A 15328-nucleotide genomic window follows, 5' to 3' on the forward strand; every position below is an offset into this window, starting at 1 on the left:
CGATCGTGCCAGCCGGCACTGACAACGCCCTTGCGGCCGGTGGACGTCGGGCCCGCCGGAGGCGGACACCGGCTCGGCGGGTCCCCGGTCGACACCCGCGTGTCGCAGGGCCCGACATGAGACATGGCCCGAGCGGGTGTGCCCGGGCCATGTGCCTCGTACCTACGTCTCGTGCGAGACCTGTGTGGGGTCAGCCGATGTCGCCGGGTCGGACCCGGCCGCGCCACGCGCCGGACTCCCCGCCGCGCTCCTCGATGAACTGCTTGAACCGCTTCATGTCACCCTTGACGCGCCGATCGATCGTGCCGATCAGGTCCGCGGCCTTCTCCATGGCCCCGCTGGGCTCGACGTCCATCACCAGCTCGACCTTGGTGTGGCTGTCGTCCAGGCGCTCGAAGCGGACCGTGCCCCTCTGGCTGGTGTCGCCGCTCGTGGTGCGCCAGGTGATGCGCTCGTCGGGCAGCTGGTCGACGATCTCGGTGTCGAACTCCCGCCGTACCCCGCCGATCTTCGTGGTCCAGTGATTGTGCCGGTCGTCCAGCTGCCTGACCTCCTCGACGCCTTCCATGAAGTTCGGGAACTCCTCGAACTGCGTCCACTGGTTGTAGGCGGTGTGGAGCGGAACCTCGACCTCTACCGCTTCCCGGACCGTGCTCATCTCTGTACCTCCGTTGTCACTCCTTGCCTGGACCTGGCGAGTACCCGCAGAAGCGAAGGTCATGAGCGCTGAAGCCGGAAACGAGGAGCGTGAGGGAGCGAACACGCAGCGCATCCGCCCTTCCGCCGCCCCCGGTTCGATCCAGCCACTGCACCCCATTCGAGCCACCGCGCTGACGTGGTGTTTTACAGTGGCTGCACCAGTTCCAGCGACAGGACCTGTGAGGTATCCGCGAACATGCCGACTGAGACCTTCGAGTTTCAGGTGGAGGCGCGTCAGCTGCTCCAGCTGATGATCCACTCGGTCTACTCGAACAAGGACGTCTTCCTGCGGGAGCTCGTGTCCAACGCCTCTGACGCGCTGGACAAGCTGCGTCTGGAGAAGCTGTGGGACGACTCGCTCGACGCCGACGTGTCCGACCTGCACATCGAGATCGACATCGACCGGGACGCCCGTACGCTCACCGTGCGGGACAACGGCGTCGGGATGTCGTACGACGAGGTCGGGCAGCTCATCGGCACGATCGCCAACTCCGGCACCGCGAAGTTCCTGCAGGAGCTGCGGGAGGCCAAGGACAAGGCCGGTGAGGAGGGGCTCATCGGCCAGTTCGGCGTCGGCTTCTACTCCGGCTTCATGGTGGCCGACGAGATGACCCTGCTGACCCGGCGGGCCGGCGAGAGCCAGGGCACCCGCTGGTCGTCGCGCGGCGAGGGCACGTACACCCTGGAGACGGTCGACGACGCGCCGCAGGGCACCTCGGTCACCCTCCACCTCAAGCCGGCCGACCCGGAGAACCAGCTCCACGACTACACCTCGCCGTGGAAGATCAAGGAGATCATCAAGCGGTACTCGGACTTCATCACCTGGCCCATCCGGATGGTGCCCGAGGGCTCCGCCGACGGGAGCGACGAGGCGCCCGCGCCCGAGACCCTCAACTCCATGAAGGCGCTGTGGGCGCGGCCCCGCGACGAGGTGTCCGACGACGAGTACCACGAGCTGTACAAGCACATCGGCCACGACTGGCGCGACCCGCTGGAGACGATCCGGCTCCAGGCGGAGGGCACCTTCGAGTACCAGGCCCTGCTGTTCCTCCCCGCGCACGCGCCCCACGACCTGTTCACGCGCGACTTCAAGCGCGGCGTGCAGCTCTACGTCAAGCGCGTCTTCATCATGGACGACTGCGAGGCGCTGCTGCCGCCGTACCTCCGCTTCGTCAAGGGCGTCGTCGACGCGGCGGACCTCTCGCTCAACGTGTCCCGCGAGATCCTCCAGCAGGACCGCCACATCGAGATGATGCGGCGCCGGCTGACGAAGAAGGTGCTGTCCACGGTCAAGGAGATGATGACCAAGGACCGGGAGCGGTACGACACGTTCTGGCGGGAGTTCGGCACGGTCCTGAAGGAGGGCCTGGTCACCGACTCGGAGAACCGGGACGCCATCCTCGCCGTCGCGTCGTTCGCCAGCACGCACGACGCCACCGAACCGACCACGCTCAAGAGCTACGTGGAGCGGATGAAGGACGGCCAGGAGGACATCTACTACCTGACCGGCGAGTCCCGGCAGAGCATCGAGAACTCCCCGCACATGGAGGCGTTCCGGGAGCGGGGCATCGAGGTGCTGCTGCTCACCGACCCGGTGGACGAGGTGTGGGCGGACGCCGTCGGCGAGTACGAGGGCAAGAAGCTGCGGTCCGTCGCCAAGGGGCAGATCGACCTCGACGCCAAGGACGAGGACGCCTCCGACGCGGAGCGGGAGAAGCAGTCCGAGGACTACGCCGGTCTGCTCGGCTGGATGAAGGAGCAGCTGGACGAGGACATCAAGGAGGTGCGCCTGTCCTCCCGCCTCACCGTCTCCCCGGCCTGCGTCGTCTCCGACGCGCACGACCTGACCCCGGCCCTGGAGAACATGTACCGCGCGATGGGCCAGGAGGTGCCCCGCGCCAAGCGGATCCTGGAGCTCAACCCGGACCACCAGCTGGTGAAGGGCCTCAACCAGGCCTACAAGGAGCGCGAGGACCGCTCGGAGCTGGCCGAGACCGCCGAACTCCTGCACGGCCTGGCGGTGCTCGCCGAGGGCGGCCAGCCGAAGGAGCCCGCCCGCTTCGTCAAGCTGATGGCGGACCGCCTGGAACGCGCGCTGTAACACGGCGCCGCGGGTCCGGAACTCGCGGCGCCGGCCATTCGTTTCCCCCTCGCACGGATCGTCTCGCACGTCTCGGATCGTCTCGTAGGGACGTCCGGGCCGTGCCCGGCGAGGGGGAGGCCGAAGTGGACACGAGGGCGGGACACGGTGCCGGCACGCGCTGCCGGCCCGGGACGGGAAGGCGCCACGCCTCTGCGCACGCCTTGGCGAGATGCGGGCAGGCCACGCGCGTTGGCCGCGCCGACATCGCGACCTGAGGCACGCGATGCCGTTCGACGACAGGCTGGTGCAACGCGCGACCGAGGCCGTGACGGCGTACGAGCAGGCCAGGGCGAGGCCTGAGCCGTCCGCGGTGCAGCGGGCGTTGGCGCTGGCGGAAGCGTTGTACGCGCAGGTCCCCGCGGAGTATCCCGGGCAGGCGGCGATCGCCGCGTACCTCGTCTCCGCCCTGCTCCTCCTGCGCGCCGAAGCGGGCGGCGGCATGCGGGTGCGGGCCGACCTCGACCGCGCCCTGGACCACGCCGAACAGGCGGTCCGCCTGCGCGAGCGGACGGTCGACCCCGACCCCGGTCTGCCCTCGGTCGCCCAGTTCCTCGCGCACACGAGCGAGGTACGGCGGATTCGTCTGCGGGCCACCGGTGACGTCCGCGAACTCGACGCCGCGATCGACGCCGCCCGGGCCGCCGTACGGCAGCCCGGGACCACCGGGCCGGACCACGCCCACGTCCTGACCACCTTGTGCCGTCTCCTCACCGACCGGCATCTGCTCACCGGAGCCCTGGCCGACCTCGACGAAGCGGTCCAAGCCGGCCGGGACGCCGTCACGGCGGCGGGCCCGGCGCACACGTCCTACTCGCTGGCCTGCAACAACCTGGCCTTGGCCCTGCGCAACCGATCCGAACGCCGGGGAGAGGCGGCCGACCTGGGGGAGGCCGTCGTCCACGCACGCAACGGAGCGGCAGCCGCCCCGGACGGGGCCCTGCGCGCGGCCTGCCTGAGCACGCTGGGAGGCGTACTGGCCAGGCAGTACGACGTCCAGGGCGACCCGCACGCGCTGGACGAATCCATCACCGCGGGGCTGGCGGCCCTCGAAGCCCTGGGCGTCCCCTCACCCACCGCCTCCCCGGACCCGGACGAGGCCGACGCGGCGGGACCACCGGCCGGCGGCGCGGCCGACGCCGCGTCCGTGCTGGCGAACCTCGCCCTCGCGCTGCGTCGCCGGCACGAACGCACCGGTGACGTCGGAGACCTCGACACGGCCGTCGCCGCCGCCCGCGCGGCCCTGCGTGTCTCACCCCCGCGCGGCCCGGACCACCCGGCCTGCCTGGACCAGCTGGCCAATGCCCTGCAGTGGCGCTTCCAGCTGACAGGCGACGCCGAGGACCTGAACGAGGCGGTCGACGCCGGCTGCAAGGCGCTGCGGCGCTGTCCCGCCGGTCACCCGGCACGGGCGATCCTGCTCAACAACCACGCCCGTGCGCTGCGCCTGCGGTTCGAGCGCGGTGGTGACCCGGCCGATCTCAACCAGGCGATCGCCGCCGTACGGCAGGGCCTGGCCACCGTGCCGCCCGGGGACGCCGGACACGCCGTGTGCCACGCGCAGTTGAGCGTCCTGTCGCTGGCACGCCATGGGCTCGCCGCCGATCCCGTCGATCTCGACACGGCGGTGGCCGCCGCAGCCCAGGCCGTGACGGCCGCCGCCCCCGGCGACCCCCACCGGGGCCTGTACCTGAACGACCTGGGCATCGCCCACCAGGAGCGGTTCGCCGAACGGGCCGACCCCGCCGACATCGACGCGGCGATCCGGGCCGCCCGGCAGGCCGTGAGCGTCACCCCTCGCGGCCACCCGCTGTATGCCACCTGCCGGGAGAACCTGGGCAACACCCTGATCACCCGCTGGGCCTGGCGGCTCAAGGAGGACGACGACGGCGAACGGAGGCGCGGCCCGGGGCAGGCGCAGGCGCGGAAGCCGGCGGACCTGGCCGACCTGAACGAAGCCATCGCGGCGCACCGTGCGGCCCTCGACGCGGCAGTGGGCGCTGCCGAGCGCGTGATGTGCTCGGCCAATCTCGGGACGTCGCTCCGCTGGCGGTATCAGCAGACGGGAAGCTCCCGAGACGCCCGGGAAGCAGAGGCCCTGCTGCGGGCAGCGGTGCGCGCCGGGCCGGAGGACAGCTTCGTGTACGGCCGGCACCTGGACGCGCTTGGCTGGCTGCTGAGCGCGCGCTGGCAGCGCACCGGTGACCGGGACGGCGCGGCCGAGGCCGTCGCCCTGTGGCAGCGGGCGGCACGGCTGCCCGGCGCCGCGGCGGCCGAGCGGGTCGCGGCGGCCACGTCCTGGGGCGGCCTCGCGGCGGAACTCGGCGACTGGGCGCAGGCCATGGACGGCATGGCCACGGCCGTCGACCTGCTGCCGCTGGTCGCGTGGCGCGGCCTGGACCGCAGGCAGCGCGAACGGCTGCTCGCGGACTGCGCCGGACTGGCTCAGAACGCGGCCGCGGCAGCGTTGGCCGCGGGCCGGCCGGAGCAGGCCGTGGAACTCCTGGAACGCGGACGCTCCGTGCTGTGGTCGCAGCTGCTGGAGCAGCACGCCGAACTCGACGCCCTGCGCACCGCGGCGCCCGCACTGGCGGCCCGCCTGGACCGGGTCCGGGCCGCACTGGACGCCACGGTGGCCGCCACGCCCGCGCTGTCCGTCATGGAGGCCGCTGCCGGCACGACCGCACCGGCCCGCCCCGCCTGGCTGGAGCGCCACGACGCCGCGGACGGCCGCACGGCACCGGCCCACGAGTGGGAGGAGCTGATCGCGGAGGTGCGCCGGCTGCCCGGCTTCGGGGACTTCCTGCGCCGGCCTCCGCTGCGCGAGCTGCAGTCCAAGCTGCCCGGGCCGGTCGTCCTGGTCAACGTCAGCGAGCTGGGCTGCGACGCCCTGGTCGTCACCCCCGACGCGGTGCGCGTGGTGCCGCTGCCCGGCCTGACGGCCCGCGACGCGCACGCGCGCGTGGACCAGTTCCTCACCGTGCTCCAGGAAACGGACCGCGCCGGCGGTGCCGACGTCAGAGCCGTGCGCATGATCCGCGAAAGCACGCTCCGGGACATCCTGGAATGGCTGTGGGAGACGGTCGCCGCTCCCGTCCTGGATGCGTTGCGCCTCACCTCCGCCGTGCCCGCAGGCGGCCCCTGGAGACGGCTGTGGTGGTGTCCCACCGGTCCGCTCGCCCTGCTGCCCCTGCATGCGGCGGGCCGCGCGGGCGACAGCGTCCTGGACCGCGTCATCAGCTCGTACACCCCGACGCTGCGCAGCCTGGCCCCCGCGCCCGGCCGAGCGGGTCGGAGCGCGCACGGGTCCGGACTGCTCGCCGTGGCCGTCGCCGACGCACCCGGGCTGCCCGTCCTGCGCGGCGTACGGCAGGAAGCGGAGGCAGTGACCCGGTTCTTCCCCGGCCGGTTCCGCAGGCTGCTCGACGGCCCCGAGGCCACCCGGGACGCCGTCCGCACCGGACTCGCCGGGCACGCCTGGGCGCACATCGCCTGCCACGGCAGCCAGGACCTCTCGGCCCCGTCCCGTGCCGGACTCCACCTCCACGACGGCGTCCTGACCCTGGCCGAGCTGGCCACCGCCCGGCGCGCGGATCCGGGGGAGCTGGCCTACCTGTCCGCCTGCGAGACGGCCATGGGAGGTGCGAACGTGCCCGACGAGGCGGTCACCCTCGCCCACGCCCTGCAGTTCACCGGCTACCGGCACGTGGTGGCCACCTTGTGGAGCGTCGAGGACACCGTGGCGACCCGCACGGCCGAGGCCTTCTACACCGGCCTGGCCCGCACGGCCGTACCCGACCCGGCGCGGACGGCCGGCCCGGACCCGGCGCGGGCCGCGGAGGCCCTCCACCACGCGGTCCGCGCCCTGCGCGCCCGCATGCCCCACGCACCGGGGCGGTGGGCGTCGCACATACACGTGGGAGCGTGACGCACGTCGGCGGCCGAGGTGCACTTCGGCGGTGACCTCGGCGGCGAGCCGGTGCGGGCTGTCCGCCGTTGGCTCCGGCGACGGCGTCACGTCGGGTGGATGAGGCGGCTCTCGTAGGCGAAGATCACGGCCTGGATCCGGTCGCGGAGTTCGAGCTTGTGCAGGATCCGCCCCAGATGGGACTTCACCGTCGCCTCCGCGAGGTACAGAGTGGCCGCGATCTCGGTGTTGGACAGGCCGCGGCCCACCTGGACGAGCACCTCGCGCTCACGGGCGCTGAGCCGGCTCAGCCGCTCGTCGCGGTCGGCGCTGCTGCCGTCGGGGATGCGCGGGCGGAGGTGCTCCAGCAGGCGGCGGGTGATCCTCGGGGAGACCACCGCGTCGCCCACGGCCACACTGCGTATCGCGGTGAGCAGTTCCTCGGGCCTGGTGTTCTTCAGCAGGAAGCCCGAGGCTCCGGCGTTGAGCCCGGCGAAGGCGTATTCATCGAGGTCGAAGGTGGTGAGGATCAGCACCCTGCTCCGCGGGGAGACCCGGATGACCTGCTGGGTCGCCGCGATTCCGTCGGTCCCGGGCATCCGGACGTCCATGAGGACGACATCGGGGCGCAGCTCCCGGGCGAGGTGTACGGCCTGGTTGCCGTCCGCGGCCTCGCCGACCGGTGCCATGTCGGGCTGGGCCTCCAGGACCGTGCTGAAGGCCATACGGAGCAGCGCTTCGTCGTCGGCGATCAGGATGCGGATCGTCATGCGGTCGTCGTTCCGCTGCTGCCGAGGAAGAGGCGGGTACGGATTCCCCAGCCGCCGCCCGGAAGTGGTCCGGCCTGCAACTTCCCCCCGTAGGCGGCCGCGCGCTCGCGCATGCCGGGGATGCCGTGACCGGATGGGGTGGCGCCGGGACGCGGCGGGCAGGGGCCGCTGTCGGTGACGTCCACTGCGACGGTCTCGGCTGAGCACAGCACCCGGACCTTCGCGTGTGTGCCGGTGGGCGTGTGCTTGAGGGCGTTGGTCAAGGCTTCCTGTACCAGGCGGTAGACGGTCAGTTGTGCGGTGGCAGGAATGTGCGCATGGCCGCCCCGGACCTCGAGGCGGGTCGGCAGCCCGGCGGCGCACATCTGCTCGGCGAGAGCCTCCAGCTGTGCGATGCCGGGCAACGGGTGGCGCTCCGCGTCCGGTTCGTCGGTCCGCAGGATCCCCAACGAGCGCCGCATGTCGGTCAGGGCCTGCCGGCCCGTCTCGGAGATCTGGAGCATCGCGGTGGTGGCCTTGTCGGGCGACCGGTGCTGCGCGTAGACGGCGGCGTCGGTGAGCGCGACCATGACGGACAGGTTGTGGGTGACGATGTCGTGCATCTCCCGGGTGATGCGCGTTCTCTCCTCGGCGACGGCCAGCCGTGCCTGCTGGTCCTGTTGTTGCTCCAGGCGTGCGGCCCGTTCCTCCACGGCCGCGAGATAGGCGTGCGTGGTCCGCACGTTCACACCCAGGACGGCGGCGGCGACGACCATCGCGGTCACCGCGACGAAGAGGGTCACGAACGCGCCTTCCGCCGCCCAGCGCAGACAGGCCAGCAGGGCGCCTGCCTCCACGACGGCACCGGCGACGAGCGTGCCGCGCCGGCCCGAGTTCGCGGCCACCGTGTAGAGAGCCACCAGCAAGGCGACGTCCGCCGGTAGTTGGACGTCCGTCAGCCACTGGACGAAGGCCGCGGCTGCCACGGCGCCGAACACCGTGAGCGGGGCCCGGCGCCGCCACACCAGGGGCAGCGCGAGGGCGGCGGTGAGGGCCACGGTCACCGGAAGCTCCCGCGGGGCGCGCATGGTCACGATGTTGAGCAGGAGCAACACCGGCAACAGCGAGTCGCGCACCACGGGTGGCAGCCGCAGGCCCCAGCGCCGGGCGGCTTCCGCCAGTCGCGCCGTCCGCTTGGAGGCCAGGTCGGCGCATCCGGTCAGCCGTACGGCTGTCCTCGTCCGCCGCACGCGGTCCCCGTGGCGCACCGGGTGGGCGCTGCCCGGCTCTGCGGCCGCCTCAGTCATCACACGTCCCTGTCGATTCAGCATCATGGTGGCCCGGCAAGGGCCACCACCGCGTACCGGCGGAGCCGGGTCGGGTACAAGGAGGGCACACCCCACGCTCCCCAGCGTGAACCGCGGCCCTGTCACGGTAGGCCGCGGGCTCGCGAAGCACATGAGTCCACCGTCTGACGGCACGGCGCCGGGGTACGACCGCAGGAGGAGTCCCGCTTCCTTCCCCGGTCGCAACGCGGCCCTTCACCTGGCGTGCTCGAGTGCGACTCCGGTGGCACGGGCGGGATGCCTGGATGCCACTCCGGTCGCACCGGTGACATGCCTCGGATTGCGACTCCGGGTGCATGTGAGGGCGTCCCGGGACCGATGTGGCATGACGTGCGCCGCCCCGAGGATGGCCGGGTGACCGAGATCATCGCGGGGCTGTACATGTCCCCTCTGGAATTTCTTGCCTTGCTGGCTGCCGTCGCGCTGGTGGTGGCGCGCTGGCTACCCCCCGCCGCCCGCCCACGTGTCACGAGCGCGGCGGGAGCGGTTCTCGTGCTGTCCGCGATCGTGCTGAGTGTGGTGGGGATCCGCTGGCAGATGCTGCCGGTACTGGCAGGCGCTGCCCTCGCGTTGCCGTTCGCCCTCTCGCCCTTGCTGCGACGCCGTACCGGCCACACGGTGCGGCGGGCCCGATGGTGGCTGGCGTTGCCGGGGTCGGTGGCCTGCGTCGGCCTGATCGCCACGGGTCCGGTGGCCGCCTGGGCCTTTCCCGTACCCGTGTTCCCCGAACCGTCAGGCCGCTTCGCGGTCGGCACCCGCGTGGCTCAGTGGACCGACCCGCACCGCCCCGAGACCGCCACCGCCGACCCGCACGACCGGCGCACGGTCGTGGTCCAGCTCTGGTATCCCGCGCGGAAGAGCCCCGCAGGCGCGCAGCGGGCCCGGTACCTCGGACGCACGGAGCACGAGGCGCGCACCGTTGCCGACGCCCTCGCCCGCTACGTCGGCCTGCCCGGGTTCCTGGTCGACGGCGTCCCGCGTGCCCGCACCCGCTCCGTCTTCAACGCTCCGGTGGCCGGCGGGAGCGAACGGTTCCCGGTCGTGCTGTTCTCTCCGGGACTGGGCGGAGTGCGCGCCCAGAACACCGCCTGGGCGGAGGAACTGGCCAGCCACGGCTATGTGGTCGCCGCCCTCGACCACCCGTACGACTCCGCCGCCGTCGTCCTCGCCGACGGCCGGACGATCAAAACCAAGGTCTCGTCCACCGGCGACCCGGACAAGGACGAGAAACTGGGGGCCGGCTGGGCGACGGTTCGAGCCGCCGACCTCAGCTTCGTCCTCACTCAGCTGGGCCGTCTGGACCGGGGCGAGATCGCGGGCCCGCTGACCGGGCGTCTGGACACCGGCCGGGCCGCGGTGACCGGCCACTCCATAGGTGGCGGTTCCGCTCTGCAGGCGGCTCGCCAGGACCGCCGGTTCGACGCCGTCATCGACCTGGACGGCTATCCCTACGACCCCACCTCACGCTCCCTCCACCAACCGGCGCTCGCGCTCACCCAGGCGATCACCGCGGACACCGACCCGCACTACATACCCCGCCTCACCAGCGTCCTCAAGCTCAACACCGGGACGAGCTATCGGCTCACCATCCCCGGCGCCGCACACCTCACCTTCATGGACGGCCCCCTGTACCTGCCGCCCGTGCCCTCGATAGTCGGCTCCCTGGGCCGCACCGGGAGCCCGCACGTCGTCGCCGCGACCACGCTCGCCTTCCTGGACAGCACCCTGCGGCACCGGCCCGGTGACCCGGCCGCCGCTCTGTCGGCCTACGGCGACCTCAGCGTCTATCCCCCGGGCAACAGCCGCTGACCAGCCGCGCCGCGGGCGGAGACGCCACCCCGCCGACGGCACGGCCATGCGCTCGATCGAGGTCGCCATCCCGCCCCCCTGCGACGGCGCGCGCCTCGACCGTGTCGCGTACGCCGTCGAGGCTTGGCGCGGCGCCCGGCACCCGTCCGTGTCCTAGGGCTGCCGGCGCGCGAAGAGGACGGCCCCCGGAGCGCTCGTGTCCAGGTCGACCAGGAGATGTGCCTCGACCGTGAACCCGGCGTCCCGCAGCCGGTCCGACACCTGGTCGGGCCGGCGGCGGTGCACGTGGACGTTCATGGGGTGACCGCCGTAGCCCTGCGTCTTGTGCCGCGTGTCGTCGCCGACGTGGAAGCCGAGCAGCAGGGGCCCGCCGGGGCGCACCACGCGCCGGAAGTGACCGAGGACCGTGGGGACGGCCGTGTCGGGGACGTGGATCAACGACCAGAAGGCGAGCAGGCCCGAGACCGAGGCGTCGGGGAGGCCGAGGTCCGTCATGGATCCCACCTCGAAGCGCAGGCCGGGGTGGTCGCGCCGGGCCAGGTCGATCATCCCGGGGGAGAGGTCGATGCCGAACGCTTCCACGCCCAGTTCGTTCAGGTGGGCGGTGACGTGCCCGGGTCCGCAGCCGACGTCCGCCACCGGACCGCCGCCGGCGGCACGCACCGAGTCGGCGAACAGTGCCAGGGCCGCCCGCAGGTACGGTTCCCGGGCCAGCGCGTCGCCGATCAGGTCGGCATAGCTGACCGCGACCGTGTCGTAGGAGGTCCGGGTGTCGGCCAACCAGCTCTCGTCGTCCATGAGTTGACACAGTAGAACAGTCTCTTCGCGCGCGCCGCCGGCTCGGTTTGCGCATTGGCATGGACCTGACGTCACGGCGCGGCTAGGATCTGCCCCGCCACGCAGAGAGCGCTCTCAGACATCGGCTGTTCCACCCCACCCCTGGAACGACGAAGGGCAACTCCCATGAGACGCACACGACTCACGCATGCCGCGCTGGCCGCACTCCTGGTCCTCGGCGCGCTGGGCGCAGCGGGCACGATCCCCGCGGCGGCGGCCGGTTCCACGACCCACTCGGCGGACACCGCGGCAGCCACCCCCCAACCCGCCTCCGCCGGACTCGTGACCGCCATGCAGCGCGATCTCGGCCTCACGCGCAAGCAGGCCGAGGCCCGGATCGCCGCCGAACGGGCCGCCGCCGCGCTCGACCCGAAGGTGCGCCGCACGGCCGGGAAGGCCTACGCGGGCTCCTGGTTCGACTCCGCGAAGGGGCGCCTGACGGTGGCGCTCACCCCGGACGCCCCGGCGGACACGCGCCGTGCGATCAGGACGGCCGGGGCGGAGGTCCGTACGGCCGCGCACACGGCCCGGCAGCTGGACGCCGTCAAGGCGCGCGTCGACCGACTGTCCGCGCCGCCCGGAGTGAGCGGCTGGCACGTCGACCCGGTGGCCAACACGGTCGTCGTCGACATCGTCCGCAAGGACCGCTCTGACAACGATGTCCGGCGCTTCCTGTCCCGGGCCCGCCAGGCGGGTCCCGTGACGGTCCGGACCGTGTCCGCCGCACCCCGCACCTTCGCCGCGGGAACGGTCGGCGGCGACCCCTACTACACCGGCAACGTCCGCTGCTCCATAGGCTTCTCGGTGTACGGCGGCTTCGTGACCGCCGGGCACTGCGGCCAGCCCGGCGCCGGGGTCAGCGGCTGGGACGGCTCCTACATCGGCACCTTCCAGGGCTCCTCGTTCCCGGACAACGACTACGCCTGGGTGAGCGTGGGCAGCGGCTGGTGGACCGTCCCCGTGGTGCTGGGCTGGGGCACCGTACCCGACCAGCTCGTGCGCGGCTCGGCCGTGGCGCCCGTCGGATCCTCCGTCTGCCGCTCGGGATCGACCTCGCACTGGCACTGCGGGACGGTCCTCGCGATGAACGAGACCGTCAACTACAGCCAGGGCGCGGTGCACCAGCTGACGAAGACGAGCGTCTGCGCCGAACCCGGGGACTCCGGCGGCTCCTTCCTCACCGGGGACCAGGCACAGGGCGTCACCTCGGGCGGCTGGGGCAACTGCACCAGCGGCGGCGAGACCTGGTTCCAGCCGGTCAACGAGATCCTCGGCCGGTACGGCCTGACCCTGCACACGTACACCGGCTGACCTCGCACGCGCACCGACCACACGCGGTCGCACCGGGGGCCCGCACGCACCGTGGCGGACCCCCGTCCGTGGCGCCGCACCGACCATGGAGCAGACACCGTGCTGAGACTCCCGCCCCGCAGCACCCAAGCCCCTTCCCGACCGCCGCTCCGGGCCCCCCGGCGCCTACGGCACCTGGTGACCGCCGTCGTGGTGACGACGCTCGCCGTCACCACCCTCCTCGTCACCGGGGCGTCCCCCTCGCGCGCCGCAGGGTCCTGGACGCCCAGGACCGCCCCGATGTCCACTCCCTGGACCGACCAGGTGCCGGTGGACCACCCCCTGCCCGAATACCCCCGTCCGCAACTCACCCGGCCCGACTGGGCCAACCTGAACGGCATCTGGGACTTCGCCGTCACCCCCCGCGACGCCGGGCAGCCGGCGGCCTTCGGTGAGCGGATCCGCGTACCGTTCGTGCCGGAGTCCGCGCTGTCCGGCATCCAGCGCAAGATCACCCAGAACGACCGGCTCTGGTACAGGCGCACCTTCACCGTCCCCGCCGGCTGGGACGGCCGCCGCGTCCAGCTCAACTTCGGCGCCGCCGACTGGGAGACGACGGTCTGGATCAACGGCCGGCAGGCCGGCGCCGTACACCGCGGCGGCTACGACGCCTTCTCGTACGACATCACGCCCCTGCTGAACCGCGGCACGAACACCGTCGTCGTGTCGGTGTACGACCCGACGGAGACCGGCGGCCAGGCCATCGGCAAGCAGCGCATCCAGGACGTCACCCCGCACGCCGGGCACAGCATCGTCTACACCGCCTCGTCCGGCCTCTGGCAGACCGTCTGGCTGGAACCGACGCCGGCGGCCCACATCACCCGGCTCGACATGGTGCCGCACCTGGAGGACGACACCCTGCGCGTGACCGTACGCGGCAGCGGAGCGGCCGGCGCCGCCGTCAAGGTCACGGTCTCCAGCGGCGGGACGACCGTCGCGAGCGCCACCGGCACGGTCGGCACCGAGTTCTCCGTCCCGGTGCCCCACGCCCATCTGTGGTCACCGGACGACCCGTTCCTGTACGACGTCACCGCCCGGCTGACCGGCAGCCCCGGCGGCGACCGGGTCGGCGGCTACACCGGCATGCGCTCGATCGCCGTCAAGGACGTCGACGGCGTGCGCCGGCCGGTCCTCAACGGACGGTTCGTCTTCCAGACCGGCACCCTCGACCAGGGCTACTGGCCGGACGGCGTCTCCACCGCGCCCACCGACGCCGCGCTCAGGTACGACCTGCAGAAACACAAGGACCTCGGCTTCAACATGGTCCGCAAACACATCAAGGTGGAGCCGCAGCGCTGGTTCTACTGGGCCGACCGGCTCGGGCTGCTGGTGTGGCAGGACATGCCCTCCATGGACAGCGGCAGGACACCGGACAGCGCGGCCCGCAGCCAGTGGGAGAACGAGTACCGCGCCGTCATCGACCAGCACCGCAGCTCGCCCGCGCTCGTCCAGTGGGTCGACCAGAACGAGGGCTGGGGCCAGTACGACCAGGCCCGCATCGCGGACATGGTCAAGGCGTACGACCCCTCGCGCCTCGTCGACAACATGAGCGGCGTCAACTGCTGCGGCGCCCGGGACGGCGGCAACGGCGACGTGGTCGACCACCACAACTACGTCGGACCGGGCAACACGCCGACGGAGCCGGTGCGCGCCTCGGTGCTGGGGGAGTACGGCGGCCTCGGCCACCGGGTCCCCGGACACGAGTGGTACCCGGGCGGCGGCTTCAGCTACGAGGACCAGCCGACCCTGTCCGCGCTCGACGACCGTCTCGTCGGACTGCTCGACGGCATCCGGGAGAACGCCATGCCCGCCGGCGGCCTGTCCGCATCCGTCTACACGCAGATCACCGACGTCGAGAACGAGACCAACGGGCTGATGACCTACGACCGTCAGGTCGTCAAGGTCGACGAGTCCCGCGTCCGCGCGGCCAACCAGGCGCTCATCGCCGCCTCCCGCACCCTCGGCCCGCCGGTGCGGCTGCCGCTGGAGCAGTACGTCTCCCTCCGCGTCACGACACCCGGCCACACGGACCGCTACATCCGCCACGCCGACGGACTCGGCTACACCGAGGTGGTCGGCCCCGGCAGCAGCGACCTGCTCAAGCAGGACGCCACCTGGAAGGTGCGGCCGGGTCTGGCGAACCGGCTCTGCTACTCCTTCGAGTCGCGCAACCATCCCGGTGAGTACCTGCGGCACCGCGACTTCCGGGTCCGCCGCGAGGCGGGCGACGACTCCGCGCTGTACAAGGCCGACGCCACCTGGTGCCCCGACCGGGGCGACGGCGGCATCAGGCTCTCCGCGTCCGGCTTCCCCGGCCAGTACCTCCGGCACATCGACGCCGAACTCTGGCTGGCCCGCTCCGGCGGCACCCACACCTGGGACGACCCGAACACCTTCACCGAGGACACCACCTGGTCCGTCGAATCCCCCTGGGCGACCTGACCAGAGCGCCGCCGCCGGCCGACGTACTCCGCGCCGAGCAGACCGGGTT

General features: G+C 72.4%; 9 protein-coding genes. 5 read left to right on the plus strand and 4 right to left on the minus strand.

The genetic code is table 11. The features are described 5' to 3' along the window. Positions 1–190: 190 nt before the first annotated feature. Positions 191–658, minus strand: coding sequence for an SRPBCC family protein (locus ABZ923_RS10680; protein ID WP_361469478.1), 468 nt, complete (start codon positions 656–658; stop codon positions 191–193). A 237-nt stretch (positions 659–895) separates the two neighbouring features. Between ABZ923_RS10680 and htpG the strand changes: the two genes are divergently transcribed. Then, a complete protein-coding gene (gene htpG / locus ABZ923_RS10685; protein ID WP_361469480.1) occupies positions 896–2800 on the plus strand; it encodes a molecular chaperone HtpG in 1905 nt (634 codons plus the stop codon). Between the two features lie 265 nt (positions 2801–3065). Further along, positions 3066–6767, plus strand: coding sequence for a CHAT domain-containing protein (locus ABZ923_RS10690; RefSeq protein WP_361469483.1), 3702 nt, complete (start codon positions 3066–3068; stop codon positions 6765–6767). A gap of 86 nt (positions 6768–6853) precedes the next feature. Here ABZ923_RS10690 and ABZ923_RS10695 read toward each other — a convergent pair whose 3' ends face one another. After that, a complete protein-coding gene (locus tag ABZ923_RS10695) occupies positions 6854–7516 on the minus strand; it encodes a response regulator transcription factor (RefSeq protein WP_361469485.1) in 663 nt (220 codons plus the stop codon). Continuing rightward, positions 7513–8802, minus strand: a complete 1290-nt coding sequence (locus ABZ923_RS10700) for a histidine kinase (protein WP_361469487.1) — start codon at positions 8800–8802, stop codon at positions 7513–7515. The genes ABZ923_RS10695 and ABZ923_RS10700 overlap by 4 nt, the downstream gene beginning before the upstream one ends. A 357-nt stretch (positions 8803–9159) precedes the next feature. Here ABZ923_RS10700 and ABZ923_RS10705 point away from each other — a divergent pair, with 357 nt between their 5' ends. Continuing rightward, the gene (locus ABZ923_RS10705; RefSeq protein ID WP_361469488.1) at positions 9160–10650 is read left to right on the plus strand and encodes a hypothetical protein; all 1491 of its coding nucleotides are present in this window, start codon (positions 9160–9162) and stop codon (positions 10648–10650) included. A 153-nt stretch (positions 10651–10803) separates the two neighbouring features. Here ABZ923_RS10705 and ABZ923_RS10710 read toward each other — a convergent pair whose 3' ends face one another. Then, positions 10804–11448, minus strand: a complete 645-nt coding sequence (locus ABZ923_RS10710) for a class I SAM-dependent methyltransferase (protein WP_361469491.1) — start codon at positions 11446–11448, stop codon at positions 10804–10806. Positions 11449–11613: 165 nt separating this feature from the next. Here ABZ923_RS10710 and ABZ923_RS10715 point away from each other — a divergent pair, with 165 nt between their 5' ends. Next, a complete protein-coding gene (locus tag ABZ923_RS10715; protein ID WP_361469493.1) occupies positions 11614–12798 on the plus strand; it encodes a S1 family peptidase in 1185 nt (394 codons plus the stop codon). A gap of 177 nt (positions 12799–12975) precedes the next feature. Beyond that, complete coding sequence (locus ABZ923_RS10720) at positions 12976–15279, plus strand: AbfB domain-containing protein (protein WP_361469496.1); 2304 nt, start codon at positions 12976–12978, stop codon at positions 15277–15279. Positions 15280–15328 lie beyond the last annotated feature (49 nt).

Source organism: Streptomyces sp. NPDC046881, assembly GCF_040645015.1.
Classification (GTDB): domain Bacteria; phylum Actinomycetota; class Actinomycetes; order Streptomycetales; family Streptomycetaceae; genus Streptomyces.